The sequence below is a fragment of the Pseudomonas flexibilis genome (genome assembly GCF_000802425.1).
In the GTDB taxonomy this organism is placed as follows: Bacteria; Pseudomonadota; Gammaproteobacteria; order Pseudomonadales; family Pseudomonadaceae; genus Serpens; species Serpens flexibilis.
This window is the reverse complement of the sequence record NZ_JRUD01000012.1, coordinates 1-23,760: the sequence shown is the minus strand read 5'-3', so window position 1 is coordinate 23,760 and position 23,760 is coordinate 1. Positions and strand designations below refer to the sequence as shown.

Sequence of the window (23,760 nt, the reverse complement as noted above, 5' to 3'; positions counted from 1 at the left end):
GGCACAAACATACAAGCGGACAAGTTCGCTCCCACAGGTCCCGCGTCGAACCCTGTTTGATGTGCCGCGCTACGCGCGGACTGTGCAAGGGCGCACCGCCCGGTTCACGGCGAATCGCTAACCTGCCGAACCATCGTTCTCAGCAGGAGCCGCCCATGTCCGCTTCCACCCCGCCCGCTGCCGACCGCTGGCTGGAGCTCGGCGGCCTGCTGCGCGAGCTGGTCGCCAGTGGCCGCCTCACCCAGGACGGCGCCGAGCAGTGCCTGGCGCGCCGGGGCGCCGCCACGGGGCGCCAACACCCGCTGGAAGTCATCGCCGCCCAGCAACTGGATGACCTCGCCCACCCCGGCCGCGCGCTGGACCTGGAAACCCTCACCCAGTGGCTGGCCGAGCAGGCCGGCCAGCCCTACCTGCGCATCGATCCGCTGAAGATCGATGTCGCCGCCGTCGTGCCGCTGATGTCCCATGCCTTCGCTCAGCGCCACCGCATTCTCGCCGTGGCGGCGGACGGCGAGGCGGTGACCATCGCCAGCGCCGAGCCCCACGTGCACGGCTGGGAAGCCGACCTGCGCCATGTGCTCAAACGGCCCTTGCGCCGGGTGATCGCCAATCCAGCAGACATCCAGCGCTACACCCAGGAGTTCTACCGTCTGGCGCGCTCGGTGAGCGGCGCGGCCAGCCTGGACCAGAAGATCAGCGGCATCGGCAACTTCGAGCAACTGCTCAGCCTCGGTGCCAGCGACCAGGAGCCGGACGCCAACGACGCGCACATCGTCAACATCGTCGACTGGCTGTTCCAGTACGCCTACCAGCAGCGCGCCAGCGACATCCACATCGAGCCGCGCCGCGAGCAGGGCACGGTGCGCTTTCGCATCGACGGGGTGCTGCACACCGTCTACCAGCTGCCGCCGCAGGTGACCCTGGCGGTGATCAGCCGCCTGAAGAGCCTCGGCCGGCTGAACGTGGCGGAAAAGCGCAAGCCCCAGGACGGCCGCATCAAGACCCGCACCCCGGAGGGCGGCGAGGTGGAGCTGCGGCTGTCCACGCTACCGACCGCGTTCGGCGAGAAGATGGTGATGCGCATCTTCGACCCCGAAGTGCTGCTCAAGAGCTTCGATCAACTGGGCTTTTCCCCGGACGACCTGCAGCGCTGGCAGGCCATGACCCGCCAGCCCCACGGCATCATCCTGGTCACCGGCCCCACCGGCTCGGGCAAGACCACCACGCTGTACACCACCCTCAAGCAGCTGGCCACGCCGCAGGTGAACGTCTGCACGCTGGAAGACCCGATCGAGATGATCGAGCCGACCTTCAATCAGATGCAGGTGCAACCGCAGATCGACCTGGGCTTTGCCAGCGGCGTGCGCGCGCTGATGCGCCAGGATCCGGACATCATCATGATCGGCGAGATCCGCGATCTGGAAACCGCCGAGATGGCCATCCAGGCGGCGCTCACCGGGCACCTGGTGCTGTCCAGCCTGCACACCAACGACGCGCCCAGCGCCATCACCCGCCTGCTGGAGCTGGGCGTGCCGCACTACCTGCTCAAGGCCACCCTGCTGGGCGTGATGGCGCAACGCCTGGTACGCACCCTGTGCCCGCACTGCAAGGCGCCGGCGCAGATTGCGCCGGCGGACTGGCAGGCGCTGACCCGGCCGTGGAGCGCAGCGCCCCCCGGTGGCGCCCAGCGCGCCGTGGGCTGCGCGGAATGCCGCGACACCGGCTACCGGGGCCGCGCCGGGGTGTACGAAATCCTGCAACTGAGCGATGCGCTCAAGCCGCTGATCAACCCGGACATGGACCTCAACGCCCTGCGCCACGCCGCCTTCAAGGAGGGCATGCGCAGCCTGCGCCTGTCCGGCGCGCAGAAGATCGCCGCCGGACTCACCACCGTGGAAGAGGTGCTGCGGGTGACGTAGCCGGGAGACATCGCAGGAGTGGCGTAGGCGGTTGGCGCCTTTTCGGCAGCCATAATGCACAGGGTCTGGCTTCGTGCCCGCCCTTTCGGCGGCCAGAAAAGCGCTGTCCGACCTACATCTGCCTCAACCGTCCGTGCGCTGGCCGAGGATGCTGGCCACCCGCTCCGGCTCGCAGTTCAGGTAGGCGGAACTCTGCAGCCATTGTTGGTCCGGGTACCAGGCAAACAGGTACTGGCCGCCCTTGAGGCTGTCCACCACCATGCGCCCGACCTCCGGGCGTACCGCCGGGCAGCCCTGGCTGCGGCCGATGCGTCCCTGGGTGGCGATCCACTGCGGGTTCACATAGTCGGCGGGGTGAATGACGATGGCGCGCTCGCGGGCCCGATCGTTGATACCCGGCTCCAGGCCGTCCATGCGCAGCGAATAGCCGTGCTTGCCCCGGTAACTCTCCGCGGTGCGGAACAGCCCCAGGCTCGATTGGTGACTGCCGACCCGGTTGGAGAACACGGTTGCCTCGTTGGCGCCCGACTTGTTGCCATGGGCGACGTAGTCCTTGAGCAGCAGGCGCTTGCTGCGCAGATCGAAGATCCACAGCCGCCGCTCGCTGGAGGGCAGCGAGAAGTCGATCACCGCCAGGCGGTCGGCAGCCTCGGCGCCATGATTGACGGCGCACTGCATGGCCGAAAGGGCATGGACCAGGACCTGCTTGTTGAGTTTCGGGGCGCTGCGCGACAGCTCGTCGGCCAGCGGCGTGGAGGGAACCGCCGCCAGCAGCGGCATACCGGGCAAACAAAGCCCGGCGGCGAGCAGTAGCGCTCGTCGCAGAAGGGTCATGGGCGAAGGCCTCGTGGTTACGACTCCAGACGTCCTGTCTCGTAGCGGCGGTAGCCTGCCTATACTTTTCGCGAACTCTTGTAGTGGGCGCCACCGTGTGAGCTGGCGGCGTCCTTGAAGGTATCCGGAGTGCTGATTTGTATAAAAAACGCGCAGCATTGTACTTGAGCACCTGGCTGATGGCGGCTCCGCTTGTCGCGTGGGGTGCTCAAGACATCATCAGCGTCGGGCCGCCGCTTCGCCAGGCGCTGGAGCAGTCGCTGTGCCCGGTCCCCGTCGAGCCGCAGGCTCGTCAGCGACTGGAAGTCTTCTATGCCTTTCTCGGTCATCAGCCACAGTGGCAGGCCGCCAGCCGCCGCGACGATCTGGCCCGCCAGCTGGAAGCGCTGGTCGACGATGGTCTTGACCCCGCCGAGTACCTGCCGGTTCGCTCGCCGGACTCGGCAAGCGACACGCTGCAACAGGCCTGCCTTGAACTGCGCATCAGCCACGCCTATCTGCTGGCGCTGCAACACCTGAGCGAGGGCCGCCTGGCGCACACCGGACTGGATCCCTTCTGGCGCCTAGAACCCAAGATTGACAGGCAGGCCAGCCTGCTGAGCCTGGCCGTGCGCGGCCTGGACGACCTGCCTGGCGCGTTCGACGCGGCACGCCCTGACCTGCCGCAATACCGGGCGCTGCGTGATCACTACGTCCGCTTGCGCAGCCAGCCTCTAGCCGAATTCGAGCCGCTACCGAGCGGTCCGTTGCTGCGTCCGGGACGCACGGATGCGCGCACCCCGCTGCTGCGGCGTAGCCTGCACCGCGCCGGTTACCTGCCCGAGCCGCTCGCCCCGTCCGGCAGCGATCCGCTGCGCCACGATGCCGAACTGGCCGCCGCGCTGGCGCGCTTCCAGCAACAGCATGGCTTGAAGGACGACGGCATCCTCGGCCCGGCGACCCTGGCCGAGCTGAACATCGGTCCCGCGCAGCGCCGCGCCCAGGTGCGGGTCAACCTGGAGCGCTGGCGCTGGCTGTCCGGCGACATGGAAGCCAACCTGCTGGTGGTGGACATCGCCGGCGGGCGCCTGCTGCTCTATCGCGAGGGTCTGCTGACCTGGGAAACGCGTACCCAGGTGGGCCGCGCGGACCGTCCGACCCCGCAACTCAAGTCGCGCATCGAGCGCCTGACCCTGAACCCGACCTGGACGGTGCCGCCCACCATCCTGCGCGAGGACAAGCTGCCGGAGATTCGCCGCGACCTCGGCTTCCTCGCCCAGCACCAGATGACCGTCCTCGATCACCAGGGGCGCCGCCTGAACCCTGCCAGCGTGGACTGGTCCCGTCCGCGCGGCATTCTGCTGCGCCAGGCGGCCGGCCCCAGCAATCCGCTCGGCAAGGTGGCGCTGCGCTTCGACAACCCCTTCTCCGTGTACCTGCACGACACGCCCAGCCAGCGACTGTTCGCCGAGGCACAGCGCACCTTCAGTTCCGGCTGCGTGCGGGTGGAGCACGCGCTGGGCCTGGTCGATCTGCTGCTGGTTGAAGGCGAGCACGAGCGGGTCAACCGCCTGCTGAGCGGCGGGCGCACCCAAGAGTACCGTCTGGCGCGCCCCATGCCGATTCTCATGGCCTACTGGACCGCCGAGGTGGACAACGAGGGTCGATTGCGCTTTCGCCCCGACCTCTACCATCGGGATGCCGCGCTGCAGCAGGCCCTGGTGGAACGTGACCCTGCGCCGGGGCAGCGGAACTCCGCCGCCACTGCGCGCTTCTGAACTGCATCGGGACAGCCTTGCCCCATTTCGTTCAGGAGTTGCCGCCATGCGTTCCGTCACCGCACTGTTCTGTGCCTCACTGCTGGTTGCGCCGGGCCTGACCCTGGCCAGGGATGCCAGCGACTATGCCACTTCGGCAGGGATCTCCGCCTCGCTGTACTCGACCTTCAAGGACGACAAACTGGTGGTCGCGGCCAGGGAGGATGCCGGCGCCTTCGTCGCCAGCGCAGGCTCGGTACGCGGCGCCTACCTGGAAGCGGCGTTGCGGCACCTGCGCGACACCCGCCCGGAACTCGCGGCGCACAGCGACCTGCAGCTGGCCGAGGCGCTGCTCGCGCAGGAATAGGAAATGGGGAACCGCCCCACTCCGGCGGCCGGCGTAAAGCCGGCCCTGCTGGAGAAGCTGCGAGCCTCACACGAGTGCGCGGGAGCGCACCGTGTGGGGGCGAGGCGCGTCAGCCGGCCCCAAGGGACTGGAATGGACTCAGGCGCTGGCAACCTGTTCGTAGCCGGCGGCGTCCAGCAGCTTGTCCAGCTCGGCGCTGTCGGTCGGGCGTAACTGGTAGAACCAGCTGCCATAAGGTTCGCTGTTGATCAGTTCCGGGCTGTCCACCAGGGCGCCGTTCACCGCCACTACCTCGCCGCCTACCGGCGCATAGATGTCCGAGGCGGCCTTCACCGACTCCACCACCCCGGCCTGCTCCCCGGCCTGCAGGACGCGACCGATTTCCGGCAGTTCGACATACACCACATCGCCAAGCGCCTCCTGGGCATGGTCGGTGATGCCCACGGTGACGATGCCGTCGTTCTCCAGGCGTGCCCACTCATGAGTGGCGGCATATCGCAGATCGGCGGGGATTTGGCTCATGTCGGTTCCTCTCTTGTTGGATGTCGCCAGGCATTCAGATCAGGATGCGGCCGTGGCGTACGAAGGGCGGGTTGACTACCCGCACAGGATGCCACTTGCCGCGAATTTCCACTTCGGCGCGCTCGCCGGCGGCCATCGGCAGGCGGGCCAGCGCGATGGATTTGCCCACCGTCGGTGCAAAGCTCCCGCTGGTGATCTCACCTTCGCCGATGCCCTCCACGCGCACCGCCTGATGGGCGCGCAGCACGCCACGTTCTTCCAGCACCAGGCCAACCAGCTTGCGCGCCACACCGAGGTCGCGCTCGGCTTCCAGCGCGGCGCGGCCGATGAAATCGCGTCCCGGCGTCCAGGCCACGCTCCAGGCCAGGTTGCTGACCAGCGGCGAGACACTCTCGTCCATGTCCTGGCCATACAACCCCAGGCCGGCTTCCAGGCGCAGGGTATCGCGGGCACCCAGCCCGATGGGCGCGATGCCGGCCCCCACCAGGTCGTTGAAGAAATCCGCCGCGTCGCTGGCCGGCAGCATGACTTCCAGACCGTCCTCGCCGGTGTAGCCGGTGCGCGCGATGAACCAGCCGTTTTCCTCCAGTCCCTGGAAGGGCTTGAGTTCCTTGATCAGCGCGGCGCGGGCAATGGTCACCTGGGCGCTGAGCCGGGCGCGCGCATCGGGACCCTGCACGGCGAGGATAGCCAGGTCACTGCGCTCGCGCAGTTGCACCGCGAAACTGGCGGCCTGCTGGCGCAGCCAGCTGGCCAGGCGCTGACGGGTGGCGGCATTGCTGACCAGCCGATAACCGTCGACGGTCAGGTAGACCAGCAGATCGTCGACAATCCCGCCCTGTTCGTTCAGCACCACGCTGTACAGTGCACTGCCCGGCGCATCGAGACGCGCCACATCGTTGGCCAGCAGGCGCCGCAGAAACGCCTGGGCCTGGGCACCGGTCACGTCCACCACGCACAGATGGGACACATCGAACACGCCGCATTCGCGACGCACCTGATGGTGCTCCTCCACCTGGGAACCGTAGTGCAGCGGCATCTCCCAACCGCTGAAATCAATCATCTTGGCCCCGAGGGCCAGATGCAGGTCGTACAGAGGCGTACGTTCACCCATGGGTCTCTCCTTGCAGACGTGACTCCGCGACGGGCGCGGCTGCGTCGAATGGCGCGCATTGTAGCCGCCCGGTCTTACGAAAGCACGACAAGGGGTCCGACCGGCACGGCGGCCAGACAAGACCCTGGCCGGTGGCGGAAAGTTCCGCAGACTCAGCGCCGGGCGGAGCGGCGGATCAGCAAAATCACCGGCAGCAGGCCGACCGCCACCAGGGTCAGCGCCGGCAACGCGGCGCGCGCCCACTCGCCTTCACTGGTCATCTCGAAGATGCGCACGGCCAGGGTGTCCCAGCCGAACGGGCGCATCAGCAGGGTGGCGGGCATTTCCTTGAGCACGTCGACGAACACCAGCAGCGCCGCGCTCAGCACGCCGGGCAGCAGCAGCGGCAGGTAGACCTTGAAGAACAACGCCGGTCCGCCGACACCGAGGCTGCGCGAGGCTTCCGGCAGCGATGGACGGATGCGCGCCAGGCTGCTTTCCAGCGGCCCGTAGCCGACGGTCAGGAAGCGGATCAGGTAGGCGACCAGCAGGGCACCGAGGCTGCCGAGCAGCAACGGCTTGCCGGCGCCCCCCAGCCAGGCGGACAGCGGCACCACGATGTGGGTGTCCAGGTAGCTGAAGGCGAGCATGATGGACACCGCCAGCACCGCGCCGGGCAACGCGTAGCCGAGGTTGGCCACGCCCACGCCGGAGCGGATCGCCCGGGTCGGAGCCTGGCGCCGAGCGAAGGCCAGCAGCAGCGCCACCGCAACGATGATCAGCGCCGCCATGCCGCCCAGGTAGAGGGTGTGCAGGATCAGGGCGGCGTAGCGCTCGTCCAGATCGAAACGCCCGCGCTGCCAGAACCACACCAGCAGTTGCAGCAGCGGAATGACGAAGGCGCAGAGGAACACCAGGGCGCACCAGCCGCTGGCCAGTGCTGCCTTCCAGCCGCTCAGCCGGTACAGCGCCTTCCCGCGCGGACGCTCACTGGCCGGACGGCTGGCGCCGCGGGCGCGCCGCTCGCCATACAGCACCAGCATCACCGCCAGCAGCAGCAGGCTGGCCAGCTGGGTGGCGCCGGTCAGGCTGTAGAAGCCGTACCAGGTCTTGTAGATGGCGGTGGTGAAGGTGTCGAAATTGAACACCGCGACGGCGCCGAAGTCCGCCAGCGTTTCCATGATCGCCAGCGCCAGGCCGGCGCCGATCGCCGGCCAGGCCATCGGCAATGCCACCCGCCAGAAGGCCTGCCAGGGTGACTGTCCCAGCACGCGGGCAGCCTCCATGAGACCCTTGCCCTGGGCCAGGAAGGCCGAGCGCGCCAGCAGGTAGACATAGGGATAGAACACCAGCACCAGCACCAGGATCACGCCACCGGTGGAACGCACACGGGGGAAACGGATGCCGCTGCCGAACCAGTCACGGGCCAGGCTTTGCACGGGACCGGAGAAATCGAACAGGCCGATGAACACGAACGCCAGCACGTAGGCGGGGATCGCGAACGGCAGCATCAGCGCCCAGTCCAGCCACTTGCGACCGGGAAACTCGCAGAGCGCAGTGAGCCAGGCCAGGCTCACTCCCAGCATGGCCACGCCGACACCGACACCCAGCACCAGGATCCCGGTATTGCCGATCAGTCGGGCCATCTGGGTTTCCCAAAGGTGGTTCCAGATCTCGCCGTCCACTTCATGCCAGCTGAACAGCAGGATGCTCAGCGGCAGCAGGACCAGGGCGGCCACGCTGAACACGACGGGGTACCAACGGCGCTGGATCGGATGAGACACGCGCGAACTCCTGGCGGCTCGGAAACGACGACGCCCCGGACGGAGCGGGGCGCGCAAGTTAAACAGTGGCAATGGGCCGGTGGCAACCGGCCCGTTGCGCGCTGGACTCAGCGCCAGCCCACCCGATCCATCAGACGAATGGCCTCGGCCTGACGCTTGCCGGCCACTTCCACCGGGATGGTGTCGGCCTTGAAGCTGCCCCAGCTGGCCACTTCTTCGGAGACCGGCGCCTTCGGGTTGGCCGGGAATTCCTTGTTGGCGCCGGCAAAGATGGCTTGCGCCGTTTCACCGGTCATCCATTCCACCAGCTTGCGGGCGCCTTCCGGGTTCGGCGCGTACTTGGTCAGGCCGATGCCGGAGAGGTTGACGTGTACGCCACGGTCGTTCTGGTTCGGCCAGAACAGGCGCACCTTCAGGTCCGGGTTCTGCGCATGCAGGCGACCGAAGTAGTAGGTGTTGACGATACCCACGTCGCACTGGCCGGCGTCGATGGCGTTGATCACCGAGTTGTCGTCGGAGAACACGTCGGTAGCCAGGTTGTTGACCCAGCCGGTGAGGATCTGCTCGGTCTTCTTCGCGCCGTGGGTTTCCAGCAGGGTGGCGGTCAGCGACTGGTTGTACACCTTCTTGCTGGTGCGCAGACACAGGCGGCCTTCCCAGTTCTCGTCGGCCAGCGCCTCATAAGTGCTCAGCTCGCCCGGCTTGACCCGCTCGGTGGAGTAGACAATGGTCCGCGCGCGCAGCGACAGGCCGGTCCAGGCACCACTGGAAGCGCGGTACTGGGGCGGGATGTTGGCGGCCACCACATCGGACTTGAGCGGCTGCAGGATGCCCATCTGCTCGGCCTGCCAGAGGTTGCCGGCATCCACGGTGAGCAGCAGGTCGGCCGGCGTGTTGGCGCCCTCGGCCTTGATGCGCGCCATGAGGGGAGCTTCCTTGTCGGTGATGAACTTGACCTTCACACCGGTTTCCTGGGTGTAGGCGTCGAACACCGGCTTGATCAACTCGTCGATGCGCGAGGAGTAGACCACCACATCCTCGGCGGCCTGGGCCTGACCGATCCAGACACCCAGCGCCAGGGTGGCAAACAGCGCGTTACTGACCCGCATGGCAATGCCTCTCGTTTTGGTAGGAAATTGCCCCAGATGATAGTGACTATCACTTATCACCACAACGCGCGGTTTCGCCGCAGGTAAACACCACTCGCGTGGTGCGGATATTGCAGTCGGCCCCGCCCCGCGTCAGCGGTTCGCCGACGCCCCTTTGTTTCCTGCAGTAAGGCTGTCCCTTGCAACATTCTGTTATTCGCGCCGCCTGCGCGCTCATCGCCCTGGGCGCACTGGGCGCCGAGGCTCAGGCTTCCCATGTGCTGAGCCTTCACTACGGCCCCTACGTTCACCACTGGAAGCCGGATCCCCTTCACAATGACACGCCCGACCTGTTCGGCCTGGAGGTGGAAAATCCCGACCGCTGGCTGGCCGGAGCCATGTGGTTCCACAACTCCTACCATCAGCCCAGCCAGTACTTTTACGTGGGCCGGCGCTGGTCGTTCGACGAGCAGGTGCCTGGCCTCTACGCCAAGCTGACCGCCGGTCCACTGCTGGGCTACAAGGGCGAGTACGAGGACAAGATCCCGGTCAACCGGGACGGCGTTGGCGTCGGCGTGATTCCGGCGCTCGGCTATCAGTACCGGCGCGTCAGTGCCCAGTTTGCGATCCTGGGCACCGCCGGTTACATGATCACCTTCGGCAGCGATCTGCTGAGCTGGTAAGGCTCAGCCCCTCGCCAGCTCCGGCAGGTCACCGTCCAGGCCCAGGGCCTGACGCACGAACAGCGACTTGAGCAGATGATGACGGTCGGCCAGACGCAGACCGGCGTTGCGCAGCCAGCGCAGCGCCGGCAAGTCGGCCTGGAACAGCCGCTCGAAGCCTTCCATGGACGCCATCATCGCCAGGTTGTAGGGCATGCGCCGGCGCTCGAAGCGGGCCAGCACGCGCTCGCTGTGCAGGGCTTCGCCTCGCGCCCGCGCCTTGAGCAACTCCTCGGCCAGCACGCCGGCATCCAGGAATCCCAGGTTCACGCCCTGTCCGGCCAGGGGATGAATGACGTGCGCGGCGTCACCGATCAAGGCCAGCCCCGGCGCGATGTAACGCTTGGCGTGACGCTGGCGCAGCGGGATGCAGACACGCGGATCGACCTCCAGCACCTCGCCCAGGCGGTACTCGAACGCCTTGCCCAACTCTGCACGGAAGGCCGGCTCGTCCAGCACCATCAGCCGCTCGGCCTCGCCCGGGGTGCACGACCAGACGATCGAGCACCAGTGGCGGTCGCCGTCGCGGTCCAGCGGCAGGAAGGCCAGCGGGCCGTCGTCGGTGAAGCGTTGCCAGGCGGTCAGTCCGTGCTCGTCGGCGCAACGCACACTGGTGACGATGGCGTGGTGGAAATAGTCCCACTCGCGGGTCTGGCAACCGGCCATGCGGCGCACCGCCGAATTGGCGCCATCGGCGGCCACCAGCAGCGGCGCCTGCAGTTCGCGCCCATCGGCCAGGCTCACCCGCCAGCCGGCCTCGCCCTGCTGCAGGCGCTCGACCCGCGCCTGGCCGAGCAGCCGCACCGGGCCGTCGCGCAGGCAGTCGAGCAGGGCATCCTGCACCACGCGATTCTCGACGATGTGCCCGAGCACTTCGGCATGCACGCTGGCGGCCGAGAAGCGAATCTGACCCGTCCCCGAACCGTCCCACACGTGCATGTGCGCGTAGGGACTGCAGCGCCGCGCGCGGATGCCCGGCCAGGCGCCGAGACGCTCCAGCAGGTTCTGGCTGGCTGCCGAAAGGGCGCTGACACGCGGCTCGAACGGGGCCGCCGGATCGAAAGGCCGGGGCTCGAGCGGGGCACCATCCACCAGCAGGATGTCCAGCCCGCTGTCCTTCAAGGCCAGTGCCAGGGCGCTGCCGACCATGCCGGCGCCCACGATGATGATGTCCGCGTGCATGTCAGTCCCTCGTTAAATGATGCGGGCGCCCAGGCCCATGGCCTGCCGGGCGAACCAGTGCTTGGCCGGCGGCAGCAGGTCCAGGCCGAGCAATCCCAGGTGGCGGGCCTGATCCAGCAGCGGCAGGTTGGCGCCGAACAGGCGGGTCAGACGGTCGGAGAAGCCGATGGTCAGGTCCTGATCGAACCGCTGGCGCTCCTGGTAGCGCGTCAGGGTGGCCAGGTCGCCCAGTGCTTCCTCGCTTTCCAGCAGGGTCTCGGCCAGCGCCACGGCATCGCGCAGGCACAGGTTGAAGCCCTGACCGGCGATCGGATGCAGGCTGTGCACCGCATTGCCCAGCACCACCAGGTGCGGGCGCACCTGCTCACGGGCCTCGACCAGCGCCAGCGGATACAGGTGCCGGGCGCCAACGTGTTGGAAGCGCCCCAGGCGGTAGCCGAAAGCCTGCTGCAGCTCGTCGAGGAACGCGGGCTCGGGCAGCACCTGCAGGCGTTCGGCTTCCTGCGGGTCGCGGGTCCAGACCAGCACGCAGCGGTTGTCGAGGAACGGCAGCAGGGCCATCGGCCCCTGGGCGGTGAAGCGCTCGAAGGCTTCGCCACCATGGGGCAGGCTCGGCGTAACGTTGGCGATCAGCGCGCTCTGCCCGTAGGGGCGGCGCTCGACGCCAATGCCCAGCCGCTCGCGCAGCCCGGAGCGCCCGCCGTCGGCCAGTACCGCCAGGTCGCAGTCCAGGCACGCGCCATCCTTGAGTTGCAGTCGGTAGCCGTCAGGCAGCGCCTGCAGGTCGGTGACTTCCGCCGGGCAGCGCCAACTGACGACCTCGGGGTCGAGCGCCTGCCACAGGCAATGCCCGAGCCAGGCGTTCTCAGCCACATAGCCAAGGGCCGGCACGCGCTCGTCAGCGGCATGCATGCGGGTGGCGCCGAAACGCTCCCGCTCGGAAACATGGATGTGCAGGATCGGCTCTGCCCGCAGGGCCAGCCGCTGCCACAGGCCCAGCCGCTCGAAGATCAGCCGGCTGCCATAGGCCAGCGCCGAGGAGCGGGCGTCGTAACTGGGCTGATAGCTGTCGCCGGGCGCAAAGGGTTCGATCATCACGATGCGCCAGCCGCGCGCCCGCGCGCCGTCCTGCAGGGCCAGGGCCAGGCTGGCGCCGACCAGGCCTCCGCCGATGATCGCCAGCTCGACCCGTTCCATCAGGCGTGCTCCCGGTTTCCGGCCATCAGGGCCTCGATCTCGGCGACCGACTTGGGCACGTCGCCGGTGAGAATCTCGCAACCACTGGCGGTGACCACCACGTCATCCTCGATGCGCACACCGATGCCGCGCCAGCGGGGCTCGACCTGCTCGTTGTCCGGTGCGATATAGATGCCCGGCTCGACCGTCATGCACATGCCCGGCTCCAGCTCGCGCCATACGCCATTGACCTTGTAGTCGCCGACGTCGTGCACATCCATACCCAGCCAATGTCCGGCGCGGTGCATGTAGAAGGGCTTGTAGGCTTCGCGTTCGATCAGCGCATCCACCTCGCCCTGCAGCAGCCCCAGCTCGACCAGGCCGGCGGTGATCACCCGCACGGTGGCCTCGTGCGCATCGTTCCAGCGCTTGCCGGGGGCGATGTGCCGGAAGGCTTCCAGATTGGCCTTGAGGACCAGCTCATAGATGGCCTTCTGTTCCGACGTGAAGCGCCCGCTGACCGGGAAGGTGCGGGTGATGTCACTGGCGTAGCAGTCGATCTCGCAACCGGCGTCGATCAGCACCAGGTCGCCGTCGTTCAGCGGGGCGTCGTTCTCACGGTAGTGCAGGATGCAGGCGTTGCGCCCGGCGGCCACGATGGAACCGTAGGCCGGCAGACGCGCACCGCCCTTGCGGAATGCGTAATCCAGTTCGGCTTCCAGGTGGTATTCGTACAGCCCGGCGCGGCTGGCCTGCATGGCGCGCACATGGGCGCGGGCGGAGACCTGCGCGGCGTAACGCATGACCGCCAGCTCCGCTTCGGACTTGCGCAGGCGCAGCGGATGCAGCAGCGGCGCCAGGGCCACGAACTCGCTTGGCGCCGTCACCCCCTGGCGCACCTTGGCGCGCACGCGGTTGACCCAGCCCATGACCTGCTGGTCGAAGCTGTCCTGCTGGCCGACGGCGTAGTAGACCCGGCGCCGGCTCTCCATCAGCGACGGCAGGAGCTCATCAATGGCCCGGATGGAAAAGGCATCGTCCGCACCGTGGTCGCGCACCGCGCCGTCCTGGCCGGCGCGCCGGCCATCCCAGAGCTCGCGTTCCGGATCGCGGTCGCGGCAGAACAGGATGTACTGCCCCTCATCGCGTCCCGGGATCAGCACCAGCACCGCCTCCGGCTCGGGGAAGCCGCTGAGGTACTGGAAATCGCTGTCCTGCCGATAGGTGTGCTCGACGTCGCTGTTGCGCAGCTGCAGCGGGGCCGCCGGCAGGATGGCGATGCTGCCGGGTTCCATGCGCGCCATCAGCGCGGCGCGACGGCGGGCGTATTCGTCTTGCGGGATGCGGATCATCGGCAGGTTCCGGTCAGTGCAGGGAGGGTTTGGCGGCAGGCGCATCGCGTCCGACGAACATCAGCAGCAGCGGGGCCAGACGCACGTATTCCATGACTTCCATATAGTCGCTCTCGCCGTCCTCGGACTCGTCGAGCGCGCTCTGCACCTGGGCAATGGCGGCCAGGTCCTGGAGCACTTCCATGGCCTCGGCGGACAGCGCCTGTTCGCGCGGCGCCAGACCGAAGCCGGAGAGGAACCCCTGGCACCATTGCCCCAGCGCGCTGGCCCGCTCGGCCAGCGGCGCGTCGTCGCCGGGCAGCAGCAGCACCATGGAAAACTCCTCGCTGGTCAGTTCCTCCTTGACCATTGCCTGCAGGCCCAGCAGCGCCTGGCGCACGTTGTCCTGCGGCTCGCTGCCGAGCAGCTCGCGGGCGTCTTCCAGCCAGCCGTCGGCCTCGAACCCCAGGCCCGCGCAACTGCGGCCAACCAGCAGGCCGTGCAGTTCGGCGGGGGAAACGGAATAGCCCGAGGAGGCGAGCAGGGTAGCGAAGGCGGCGTAGGGCGAGGTACTGGACATGACGACTCTGGGCGGGAAACAGAAGGCTCCGTATCCTAGCAGCCCGAGGCGGGCAAGGCAGCCCTGGCGCACTGCCCCGTGACATCACGGCGCCGTCACGCACGGCGTTTGACCCCCTTGCGTCCTCCTCCCTATAGTCGGAGCCCCGTTGCCTCCCCGAGCCCTCATGGAAAACACCGAACTGCAGCGCCTGGCAGCGAAACTCGACGAGCTGCTCGAGCATTACGAACGTCTCAAAGCCCAGAACCGGCTGTTGCTGGCCAATGAAAGGGCCTGGCGCGAAGAACGCGCCCAATTGATCGAGAAGAACGAACTGGCTCGCCAGAAGGTCGAAGCGATGATTTCCCGCCTCAAGGCCCTGGAGCAGGACTCATGACCCCATCCACCACTGTCACCGTCACCATCCTCGACAAGGAATACTGCATCGCCTGCCCGAGCGATGCCCGCGCCAGCCTGGAAAACGCCGCACGCTTCCTGGACGGCAAGATGCGCGAGATCCGCCTGAGCGGGAAGGTCATCGGCTCCGAGCGCGTCGCGGTCATGGCCGCGCTGAACATCGCTCATGATCTGCAGCGCCTGCAGCAGCAGCAACAACAGCAGGACAGCCTGGCCCGCGAGCAGGTACGCGAACTGCTGGACCGGGTGGATACCGCCCTGGGCAGTGAGTGACTTGAGGGAAAAACGGCGTATACTCCCGGACAACTCCCTGGTGTGTGCGCCAGTTGGCACGTCCCTCTCCCGATAAGCAAAACTTCTGGAGGCCGTACGTGCAGCCCGTGTGCATATCCGCTCGACGGAGAGCCTTAAGGTTGCCGGCGGTCGCCACCTTGAACTCTCGGGTTCAAGGGTCACGCCGACAGCGGCATGCCGGGGAGTCGAATTCCATACCGCTGGCCCGGAGCATCCGCGCCGGCGGTTTTCATTTCAGGGCCGCCTCTCGCCATGATCCAGCGTGACGACCTTTCGCGCACCGAATTGCGCCGCCTGCTGCGCCAGCGGCGCCGCCAGCTGACCCCACTCGAGCAACGCCGCGCCGCGCGCGACCTCTACCGCCAGTTGAGCCACCATCCGCTGTTTCGCCGAGCCCGGCATGTGGCCCTGTATCTGGCCAACGATGGCGAAATCGATCCCGCCTTGCTGTTGCGCGAAGCCCAGCGACGCGGCAAGGCGACCTACCTGCCGGTACTCAACCCCTGGCCGCGCACCCGCATGGTGTTCCAGCGTCTGCGCAAGGGCGAGAAACTGCGACCCAATCGTTTCGGCATTCCCGAGCCACACTTCTGCCGCGCACGGCAACGCAAGGCCTGGACCCTGGATCTGATCTGCCTGCCACTGGTGGGTTTTGATGGGCGGGGCGGCCGCCTTGGCATGGGCGGCGGTTTCTACGACCGCAGCCTGGCGTATCTCGACCTGCGCAAAAATTGGCACAAGCCGACACTGATGGGCATGGCCCATCAGTGTCAGCAAGTGGATCATCTGGCGCTGGCCAGCTGGGATGTTCCCCTGCAGGCCACGGTGACCGACAGAGGCTGGTATTGCGCAGGGGCCGGCCGAGCCGGCCCGGAAACCGCGCAGCGCGCTTAGCGCTGCGACGTGGTGGGAGGCGCCTCGGCCTGGCGCTCCCAGAGACCCTGGGTATAGCCGGTAGTGACCATGCCCAGGCTGAACACAATAACCAGTACCCACAACAAATCGGGTTTTTGCCGTCTCATTGCCTTGTCTTCCCCTACAGACAACTTCAAGAATGCCGGTGGCTGTTTTTGTAGTAGGACGCTCGGTGAACTGAACGTCCGCTGACCTGCCGGCTCCAATGCCCGCGACTCGGACCAAAAGAGGAAGGCAAAGTTCATGCCGTACTGGCTGATGAAATCCGAACCCGACGAACTGTCCAGCGCGGACCTATCACGTCTCGGCGAAGCGCGCTGGGACGGGGTTCGCAATTACCAGGCACGAAACTTCCTGCGCGCCATGCAACCGGGTGATCTCTTCCTGTTCTACCATTCCAGCTGCCCACGTCCGGGCGTGGCCGGCATCGGCCGCATCCTCGGCACGAGTTACCCGGACCCCACCGCGCTCCAACCGGAAAGCCACTATTTTGACATCAAGGCAACTTCCCAGCGGAACCCCTGGAGCGCCGTTGACGTCGGCCATGTGGAAACCTTCGATCGTGTCATCGAACTGCCGCGCCTGAAGACCGAGCCGGCGCTGGCCGACCTGCCGCTGGTGCAGAAGGGCAGCCGCCTTTCGGTGATGCCAGTGACACCGGCGCAATGGGAGGCCATCCTGGCGCTGCGTTGAGGGTTCCCGGGGGCTGTGCTAAACCCACAGCACTGCAAAGGATTTGCTCATGACCCGCGTCGCCCGCCCCCCCGCCGTCTACCTGTTGCTCGGCTTGCTGCTCTGCGCCCTGTGCGCGGGCAGCCTGCTGCTTTGGCAGCGGCTGGAAAACGACCGTCAGGCGCGCGCCCGGGAGCAACTGCACCTGCACGCCCAGCATCTGGCCCGCCAGTTCGAAGCCTACCTGGCAGACCGTGGAGTCAACCTGCAACGACTGGCCGAGCGCTGGAACAACGAGGGCCGGCTGCGCCGCGAAGACTGGCAACGCGAGGCGCGACTGCTGCTGACCGGACGCGACGGCTACCACGCCATCGAATGGCTGGACGCCGCGCGTCGTTTGCGCTGGCAGGTGCCCGCCGGACGCAGCGAACCCCTCGAACCGCCCAATCCCGACAGTGCGCTGGGCGCCCGCGACCAGGGCGAGCCGCATTTCAGCGGCAGCTTCCCCCTGGCCGATGGCAGCCCGGGCATGGCCCTGTACGTGCCCCTGTATGACCGCAACACCCCCGGTCCCGGCTTCGACGGCTACCTGCGCGGCACCTTTCGCCTCTCCGATCTGCTGGACAGCTGGCTGACGCGCCTGGGTGAGTGGCGCTTCAGCGTGGCGCTGCTGGAGCAGGATCAGACCCTCCATGATCAGAATCTTGCCAACTCCGCTACTGATCTGCGCCAGCGGGTGTCGCTCAGCCTGCCCGGCGAGCCGGTATTCACCCTGCTGCTCACCCCCACCACGGAGATCCTGCAACGCCTGAATACGCCATGGCCGCGCGTGGTCCTGGGCGCCAGCCTGTCCATCAGCCTGCTGCTGGTGGCTGCGCTGTACCTGGCACTGGAAAACCACCGCCGGGCCTCCGCCCTGCTGGTCAGCAACCGTTTACTGCGGGCCGAGGCGCAGCGACGCCGGCGCATTGCCGCCCGCCTGCGCGAGAGCCGCGCGCAGCAGCGCCTGATCCTGGAACTGACCGATTTCAGCCGCGACGGGCTGTTCATTCTCGATCTCCAGGCGCACGCGTTCCTCTACATGAACCGCGCCATCCATGTCGGCCTCGGCTACGACCGCGAGACCTTCCACACCCTGTTTCAACGCGATCCCGAGCACCTCATGCCCGGCTACCAACAATGGCTGGACGAAGTACGCCAGCTGCACCGCGAGGGCTCGCCACGCCTGCTGCAGCGCGAGCTGCGCTGCCAGGACGGCACCCTGCAGCCGGCGGAGATCAGTACCCAGCTGGTGGAACGCGCGGGCCGTGAATTTCTTATCGGCGTGTCGCGCGACAACACCGAACGGTTGCGCATGGAGGCACGCCTGCAGCGGCTTTCCCAGCAGGACGGACTGACCGGCCTGCACAACCGGCGCTTCTTCGACCAGCAACTGCAGGCCGAATGGCGACGCCTGCGCCGGCTCGGCACGCCCCTGTCGCTGCTGCTGGTGGATATCGACCACTTCAAGCGCTACAACGACAGCCTCGGCCACCTGGCGGGGGACGACGCCCTGCGGCGCGTCGGTCGACTGCTGCACGAATGCCTGCAGCGCGAGGGCGACGTGGCCTGCCGCTACGGTGGCGAGGAGTTCGCCATCATCCTCGCCAATACCCGCCTGGAGGGTGCCGAGCACCTGGCCGCGCGCATCCACGAGCGCCTCGCGGAACTGGCCCTGCCGCATCCGGAGAGCCCACTCGGGCGCCTGACCCTGAGCATCGGTATCGCCACTTCCGACCTGGAATGCCAGGACAGTCCGCAACGCCTGATCGCCCACTGCGACCAGGCGCTGTACCGCGCCAAGCACGGCGGTCGCAACCGCAGCTGTGTCTGGTCGCGGCTTGATGGTCATCAACACTCCACGCCCCCGCTGTCGGCAGAATAAACTCCTTCCTTTGCAGCGGGCCTCCCTACGGTAAGGAGCGGATCATGACCAAGAGCACACGCTGGATCACCCGTGTGGGCATCCCCCTCGCCATCATCGCCGGCCTTGCCGGCCTGGCCTGGTACGAGCTGCGCCCCAGCGGCCTGGGTGACGGCTTCGCCTCGGGCAATGGCCGCATCGAGGCCACCGAGGTCGACGTGGCCACCAAACTCGGCGGCCGGGTAGCGGCCATCGATGTGGAGGAAGGCGACTTCGTGGACGCCGGCCAGGTGCTGGCGCGCATGGATACCCAGGTACTCGAAGCCCAGCTGGCCCAGGCGCGCGCCCAACTGCGCCAGGCCGAGAATGCCATCCACACCGCACGCGCCCAGGTGGCCCTGCGCGAAAGCGAGAAGAGCACCGCCGAGGCCGTGGTTCGCCAGCGCCAGGCAGAACTCGCCGCCGCACAGAAGCGCCACGCGCGCAGTCAGACGCTGGTGAAGAGCAACGCCGTGCCGCGCCAGCAGCTGGACGACGATCTGGCCGCCCTGCAGAGCGCTCAGGCCGCGCTGGCTGCCTCGCGCTCCCAGGTCAGTTCCGCCGAGGCCGGCATCGCCGCCGCCCAGTCGCAGGTCATCGAGGCGCAATCCGCGGTGGAGGCGGCACAGGCCAGTGTCACCCGTCTGCAGGTGGACATCGACGACAGCCAGCTCAAGGCGCCGCGCGCCGGCCGGGTGCAGTACCGTATCAGCCAGCCGGGCGAGGTGCTCGGTGCCGGCGGCAAGCTGCTCAATCTGGTCGATCTGTCCGACGTCTACATGACCTTCTTCCTGCCCGAGCGCCAGGCCGGGCGCGTGGCGCTGGGCGCCGAGGCGCGTCTGGTGGTCGACGCGGCCCCCGAGTACGTGATTCCGGCGCGCATCACCTACGTGGCCAGCGTCGCCCAGTTCACGCCCAAGACCGTGGAGACCACCAGCGAGCGGGAGAAGATGATGTTTCGCGTCAAGGCGCGCATCGACCCCGACCTGCTGCGCAAGCACCTGGCCCACGTAAAGACCGGCGTGCCGGGCATGGCCTACCTGCGGCTTGATCCGGCGGCCGAGTGGCCGGCGCACCTGGCGATCAAGGTTCCGCAATGAGCGCCGCGGGCGAGCCGGTCGCGCGGCTCCAGGGGGTCGGCCTGCGCTACGGCAAGACCCGCGCGCTGGCCGACATCGACCTGGAGCTGCCCGCGCAGCGCATGGTCGGCCTGATCGGCCCGGACGGCGTCGGCAAGTCCAGCCTGCTGGCGCTGGTCGCCGGCGCCCGCAGGATCCAGGACGGCCGCGTCGCGGCGCTAGGCGGCGACATGGCCGATCCGCGCCACCGCCGGCGTGTCTGCCCGCACATCGCCTACATGCCCCAGGGGCTGGGCAAGAACCTTTATCCGACGCTCTCGGTGGTGGAGAACCTCGACTTCTTCGGCCGCCTGTTCGGCCAGCGCCAGGCCGAGCGCGAACGACGCATCGACGAGCTGCTGCGCAGCACCGGCCTATCAGCGTTCCGTGAACGCCCGGCCGGCAAGCTCTCCGGTGGCATGAAGCAGAAGCTCGGCCTGTGCTGCGCGCTGATCCACGACCCGGACCTGCTGATCCTCGACGAGCCGACCACCGGTGTCGATCCACTGTCGCGCAACCAGTTCTGGGAGCTGATCGCGCGCATCCGCGCCGAACGCCCGCAGATGAGCGTGCTGGTGGCCACCGCCTACATGGAGGAGGCCGAACGCTTCGACTGGCTGGTGGCCATGGATGCCGGCCGGGTGCTGGCCGCCGGCACGCCCGCCGAGCTGCGCCAGCAGAGCGCGAGCAGCAGCCTGGAGGAAGCGTTCATCGCCCTGTTACCGGAGGAAAAACGCCGGGAACACCGCCAGCTGGTGATTCCGCCACGCCCCTCTGGCGAGACGGACATTGCCATCGAGGCGCACGGCCTGACCATGCGTTTCGGCGACTTCGTGGCGGTTCGCGACGTAAACCTGCGCATCCCGCGCGGCGAAATCTTTGGCTTCCTCGGCTCGAACGGCTGCGGCAAGTCCACCACCATGAAAATGCTCACCGGCCTGCTGCCGGCCAGCGAGGGGGAGGCCTTCCTGTTCGGCCAGCCGGTCGATCCCCACGACCTGCAGACCCGACGACGGGTCGGCTACATGTCGCAGGCCTTTTCGCTGTACCGCGAGCTGACCGTCGAGCAGAACCTCGACCTGCATGCCCGGCTGTTCCAGATGCCCGAAGAACGCATCGCGCCACGCATCGCCGAACTGGCCGAGCGCTTCGACCTGCGCCCGGTGATGGACCAGCTGCCCGAGCGCCTGCCGCTCGGCCTGCGCCAGCGCCTGTCGCTGGCCGTGGCGGTGATCCACGAGCCGGAGCTGCTGATCCTCGACGAACCCACCTCGGGCGTCGATCCGGTGGCCCGCGACGGCTTCTGGCAGTTGATGATCGACCTGTCGCGGCGCGACGGCGTGACTATCTTCATCTCCACCCATTTCATGAACGAGGCGCAGCGCTGCGATCGCATCTCGCTGATGCACGCCGGCGTGGTGCTGGACAGCGGCACGCCGCAGGAGCTGATGGAACGGCGCGGGCTGCCCAGTCTGGAAGCCACCTTCATCGCCTACCTGGAGGAGGCGGCCGGCGCCGACACGCCCGCTCCGAAGACGCCCGCCACCTCGGTCGCCGCGCCGCTGGCCCGGCAGCCGCGCCAGCGCTTCAGCCTGCTGCGCCTGTTCAGCTACGCGCGCCGCGAGTCCCTGGAGCTGCGTCGCGACCCGATCCGCGGTAGCATGGCGCTGCTCGGCAGCCTGCTGCTGCTGTTCATCATCGGCTACGGCATCAGCCTGGATGTCGAGGACCTGTCGTTCGCGGTGCTCGACCACGACCAGACCACCACCAGCCAGGCCTACAGCCTGAACCTGTCCGGCTCGCGCTACTTCCTCGAGAAACCGCCCCTGCGCGATCACGCCGACCTCGACCGGCGCCTGCGCAGCGGCGAGATCAGCCTGGCGGTGGAAATCCCCCCCGGCTTCGGCCGTGAGCTCAAGCGCGGCGCCAGTCCGGCCATCGCCGCCTGGGTGGACGGGGCCATGCCGACCCGCGCCGACACCATCAAGGGCTACGTGCAGGGCATCCATAACGACTACCTGCAGAATCTGGCCCGCGCGGCCGGCCAGTCCACCGCGCTGCCAGCCTCGCTGGAGGTCCGCTACCGCTACAACCCGGACGTGGAAAGCCTTAAGGCCATGGTGCCGGCGGTGATTCCGCTGCTGCTGATGCTCATCCCGGCCATGCTCACCGCCCTGGGCGTGGTGCGCGAAAAGGAGCTGGGCTCGATCATCAACCTGTACGTCACGCCGGTGACCCGCCTGGAATTCCTGCTCGGCAAGCAGTTACCGTACCTGGCACTCGGCCTGCTGAATTTCGTCCTGCTGGTCGTGGCGGCAATCATCCTGTTCGATGTACCGCTCAAGGGCAGCCCGCTGACCCTGCTGCTTGGCGCCGTGCTCTACCTGGGCTGCGCCACCGCGCTGGGGCTGCTGATGTCCACCTTCACCCGCAGCCAGATTGCCGCGGTGTTCGGCACCGCCATCGCCACGCTGATCCCCGCCATCCAGTTCTCCGGGCTGATCTACCCGGTTTCCTCGCTGGAAGGCTTCGGGGCCGTGGTCGGCCAGCTGTATCCCACCTCGCATTTCCTGGTCATCAGCCGCGGGGTGTTCTCCAAGGCGCTGGGCTTCGGCGACCTGGGTAGCTACCTGCTGCCGCTGGCCATCACGATTCCCGTCCTGCTGGCGCTGTGCACCAGCCTGTTGAAGAAGCAGGAGGCCTGAGATGCGTCGCAGCAACGTGCTGAACCTGGGCATCAAGGAGCTGCGCAGCCTGTATCGCGACGTGGCGCTGCTGTTGCTGATCGCCTGGGCCTTCACCCTGGGAGTCTACACCGCCGCCAGCAGCATGCCGGAAAGCCTGCACCATGCCAGCCTGGCAGTGGTCGACGAGGACCGCTCACCGCTGTCGATGCGCATCATCAACGCCTTCCAGCCGCCGTTCTTCCTGCCGCCGCAGTTGATCGACCTCAACCAGATGGACCGTGGCATGGATGCCGGCGACTACACCTTCACCCTGAACATCCCGCCGAACTTCCAGCGCGACCTGCTGGCCGGACGCCAGCCGACGGCGCAGCTGAATGTGGACGCCACCCAGGTGAGCCAGGCATTCACCGGCGCCGGCTACATCCAGAGCATCGCGGCCAGCGAGATTGCCGAGTTCCTGCAGCGCCACCGGGGCGGCAGCAACCAGGCCGTGGAGCTGGAGATGCGCGTGGCCTTCAACCCCAACCTGACCCGCTCCTGGTTCGGCTCGGTGATGGAAGTGATCAACCAGATCACCATGCTGTCGATCATCCTCACCGGGGCGGCGCTGATCCGCGAACGCGAACACGGCACCGTCGAGCACCTGCTGGTGATGCCGGTGACGCCGCTGGAGATCATGCTCGGCAAGGTCTGGTCGATGGGCCTGGTGGTACTCGGCGCGACCGCGCTGTCCCTGGTGGTGGTGGTGCAGGGCTGGCTGCAGGTGCCTATCGAGGGTTCGCTGTGGCTGTTCCTGTTCGGCGCCGCTCTGCACCTGTTCGCCACCACATCGATGGGCATCTTCTTCGGTACGGTGGCGCGCTCGATGCCGCAGCTCGGCCTGCTGATCATCCTGGTGCTGATGCCGCTGCAGATTCTCTCCGGCGGCACCACGCCACGCGAAAGCATGCCGGAGGTGGTGCAGTACATCATGCTGGTGGCGCCGACCACCCACTTCGTCAGCCTGGCCCAGGCAATCCTCTACCGCGGCGCCGGGCTGGCCATCGTCTGGCCGCAGCTGCTGGCCATCCTGGGCATCGGTGCGCTGTTCTTCTTCGGCGCGCTGGCGCGCTTTCGCAAGACGCTGGCGCAGATGGCCTGACGCTGGAAGCTGCGGGCGCGGACTTGTCCGCGAGCTTTTCCGACGGCCAGCCAGACTGCAAGCCTTACCAGGGAGCTCGCGAATGAATTCGCTTGTATGTTTGTGCCTGTCGGGGATGAGGGACCCAGTTCGCATCTGACGCAAGTACAGACCGTGGGAGAGATCGTCCCGCCCCCACTCACCAAGGGCCGATAAGGAATCCTGTCTCTTAGACAAATCTCCGAGCCCCCGAGACGGACCCGCATCACGCATGCCGCATTC

General features: G+C 67.5%; 22 protein-coding genes and 1 other RNA gene. 13 read left to right on the top strand and 10 right to left on the bottom strand.

What is annotated here, in order from left to right; all coding sequences use genetic code 11:
• The first annotated feature begins 155 nt into the window (after positions 1-155).
• Positions 156-1,919 carry a type IV pilus assembly ATPase TfpB gene (gene tfpB, locus SF06_RS09230; RefSeq protein ID WP_039560949.1) on the top strand — a complete coding sequence of 588 codons (1,764 nt, stop codon included), beginning with the start codon at positions 156-158 and terminating at the stop codon, positions 1,917-1,919.
• Between the two features lie 123 nt (positions 1,920-2,042).
• Here tfpB and SF06_RS09225 read toward each other — a convergent pair whose 3' ends face one another.
• Positions 2,043-2,753, bottom strand: coding sequence for a murein L,D-transpeptidase catalytic domain family protein (locus tag SF06_RS09225; RefSeq protein WP_039560946.1), 711 nt, complete (start codon positions 2,751-2,753; stop codon positions 2,043-2,045).
• A 179-nt stretch (positions 2,754-2,932) separates the two neighbouring features.
• On the opposite strand from SF06_RS09225, the gene SF06_RS09220 reads away from it, so the two are divergent.
• Positions 2,933-4,510 carry a L,D-transpeptidase family protein gene (locus tag SF06_RS09220; protein ID WP_052199765.1) on the top strand — a complete coding sequence of 526 codons (1,578 nt, stop codon included), beginning with the start codon at positions 2,933-2,935 and terminating at the stop codon, positions 4,508-4,510.
• A 46-nt stretch (positions 4,511-4,556) separates the two neighbouring features.
• Positions 4,557-4,856, top strand: a complete 300-nt coding sequence (locus SF06_RS09215) for a DUF2388 domain-containing protein (protein WP_027590158.1) — start codon at positions 4,557-4,559, stop codon at positions 4,854-4,856.
• Positions 4,857-4,994: 138 nt separating this feature from the next.
• Here SF06_RS09215 and gcvH read toward each other — a convergent pair whose 3' ends face one another.
• The 4 genes from gcvH to SF06_RS09195 form a co-directional block, all read right to left on the bottom strand.
• The gene (gene gcvH, locus SF06_RS09210) at positions 4,995-5,378 is read right to left on the bottom strand and encodes a glycine cleavage system protein GcvH (protein ID WP_027590157.1); all 384 of its coding nucleotides are present in this window, start codon (positions 5,376-5,378) and stop codon (positions 4,995-4,997) included.
• 34 nt (positions 5,379-5,412) lie between these two features.
• Complete coding sequence (gene gcvT / locus SF06_RS09205) at positions 5,413-6,492, bottom strand: glycine cleavage system aminomethyltransferase GcvT (protein WP_027590156.1); 1,080 nt, start codon at positions 6,490-6,492, stop codon at positions 5,413-5,415.
• Positions 6,493-6,644: 152 nt separating this feature from the next.
• The gene (locus SF06_RS09200) at positions 6,645-8,255 is read right to left on the bottom strand and encodes an ABC transporter permease (protein ID WP_027590155.1); all 1,611 of its coding nucleotides are present in this window, start codon (positions 8,253-8,255) and stop codon (positions 6,645-6,647) included.
• A gap of 107 nt (positions 8,256-8,362) precedes the next feature.
• Positions 8,363-9,364 carry an extracellular solute-binding protein gene (locus tag SF06_RS09195; RefSeq protein WP_027590154.1) on the bottom strand — a complete coding sequence of 334 codons (1,002 nt, stop codon included), beginning with the start codon at positions 9,362-9,364 and terminating at the stop codon, positions 8,363-8,365.
• Positions 9,365-9,543: 179 nt separating this feature from the next.
• Between SF06_RS09195 and SF06_RS09190 the strand changes: the two genes are divergently transcribed.
• Complete coding sequence (locus tag SF06_RS09190) at positions 9,544-10,026, top strand: hypothetical protein (RefSeq protein WP_027590153.1); 483 nt, start codon at positions 9,544-9,546, stop codon at positions 10,024-10,026.
• Positions 10,027-10,029: 3 nt separating this feature from the next.
• Here the strand turns inward: SF06_RS09190 and SF06_RS09185 are convergent, their stop codons facing one another.
• The 4 genes from SF06_RS09185 to SF06_RS09170 are packed head-to-tail and all read right to left on the bottom strand — an operon-like array spanning position 10,030 to position 14,334.
• A complete protein-coding gene (locus SF06_RS09185) occupies positions 10,030-11,247 on the bottom strand; it encodes a 2-octaprenyl-3-methyl-6-methoxy-1,4-benzoquinol hydroxylase (protein WP_039560943.1) in 1,218 nt (405 codons plus the stop codon).
• A 12-nt stretch (positions 11,248-11,259) separates the two neighbouring features.
• On the bottom strand, positions 11,260-12,444 hold the full coding sequence (gene ubiH / locus SF06_RS09180; RefSeq protein ID WP_039560941.1) for a 2-octaprenyl-6-methoxyphenyl hydroxylase: 1,185 nt from the start codon (positions 12,442-12,444) through the stop codon (positions 11,260-11,262).
• Positions 12,444-13,775, bottom strand: coding sequence for a Xaa-Pro aminopeptidase (gene pepP / locus SF06_RS09175; RefSeq protein ID WP_039560939.1), 1,332 nt, complete (start codon positions 13,773-13,775; stop codon positions 12,444-12,446). The genes ubiH and pepP overlap by 1 nt, the downstream gene beginning before the upstream one ends.
• A gap of 13 nt (positions 13,776-13,788) precedes the next feature.
• Positions 13,789-14,334 carry a YecA/YgfB family protein gene (locus SF06_RS09170; RefSeq protein WP_027590991.1) on the bottom strand — a complete coding sequence of 182 codons (546 nt, stop codon included), beginning with the start codon at positions 14,332-14,334 and terminating at the stop codon, positions 13,789-13,791.
• A 166-nt stretch (positions 14,335-14,500) separates the two neighbouring features.
• Here SF06_RS09170 and SF06_RS09165 point away from each other — a divergent pair, with 166 nt between their 5' ends.
• The 4 genes from SF06_RS09165 to SF06_RS09155 all read left to right on the top strand — a co-directional run bounded on the left by SF06_RS09165 (position 14,501) and on the right by SF06_RS09155 (position 15,918).
• Positions 14,501-14,710, top strand: a complete 210-nt coding sequence (locus SF06_RS09165) for a TIGR02449 family protein (protein WP_027590990.1) — start codon at positions 14,501-14,503, stop codon at positions 14,708-14,710.
• Positions 14,707-15,003 (top strand): cell division protein ZapA, encoded by a 297-nt coding sequence (locus SF06_RS09160; RefSeq protein ID WP_027590989.1) that lies wholly within the window; start codon positions 14,707-14,709, stop codon positions 15,001-15,003. The genes SF06_RS09165 and SF06_RS09160 overlap by 4 nt, the downstream gene beginning before the upstream one ends.
• A gap of 31 nt (positions 15,004-15,034) precedes the next feature.
• Positions 15,035-15,212: non-coding RNA, 6S RNA (gene ssrS, locus SF06_RS17825), on the top strand.
• A 64-nt stretch (positions 15,213-15,276) separates the two neighbouring features.
• Positions 15,277-15,918 (top strand): 5-formyltetrahydrofolate cyclo-ligase, encoded by a 642-nt coding sequence (locus SF06_RS09155; RefSeq protein WP_051587471.1) that lies wholly within the window; start codon positions 15,277-15,279, stop codon positions 15,916-15,918.
• Here the strand turns inward: SF06_RS09155 and SF06_RS18840 are convergent.
• A complete protein-coding gene (locus tag SF06_RS18840) occupies positions 15,915-16,046 on the bottom strand; it encodes a hypothetical protein (protein WP_256214752.1) in 132 nt (43 codons plus the stop codon). The genes SF06_RS09155 and SF06_RS18840 overlap by 4 nt on opposite strands.
• A gap of 136 nt (positions 16,047-16,182) precedes the next feature.
• Between SF06_RS18840 and SF06_RS09145 the strand changes: the two genes are divergently transcribed.
• The 5 genes from SF06_RS09145 to SF06_RS09125 are packed head-to-tail and all read left to right on the top strand — an operon-like array spanning position 16,183 to position 23,499.
• Entirely contained in the window at positions 16,183-16,632 is a 450-nt protein-coding gene (locus SF06_RS09145) for an EVE domain-containing protein (RefSeq protein WP_027590988.1), read from the top strand.
• Positions 16,633-16,681: 49 nt separating this feature from the next.
• Positions 16,682-18,535, top strand: coding sequence for a sensor domain-containing diguanylate cyclase (locus tag SF06_RS09140; protein ID WP_027590987.1), 1,854 nt, complete (start codon positions 16,682-16,684; stop codon positions 18,533-18,535).
• 44 nt (positions 18,536-18,579) lie between these two features.
• Complete coding sequence (locus SF06_RS09135) at positions 18,580-19,653, top strand: HlyD family secretion protein (RefSeq protein WP_027590986.1); 1,074 nt, start codon at positions 18,580-18,582, stop codon at positions 19,651-19,653.
• A complete protein-coding gene (gene rbbA, locus SF06_RS09130; RefSeq protein ID WP_039560934.1) occupies positions 19,650-22,376 on the top strand; it encodes a ribosome-associated ATPase/putative transporter RbbA in 2,727 nt (908 codons plus the stop codon). Before SF06_RS09135 ends, rbbA begins: the two co-directional genes overlap by 4 nt.
• 1 nt (position 22,377) lies before the next feature.
• Entirely contained in the window at positions 22,378-23,499 is a 1,122-nt protein-coding gene (locus tag SF06_RS09125; RefSeq protein WP_027590984.1) for an ABC-2 transporter permease, read from the top strand.
• The last annotated feature ends 261 nt before the right edge of the window (positions 23,500-23,760 follow it).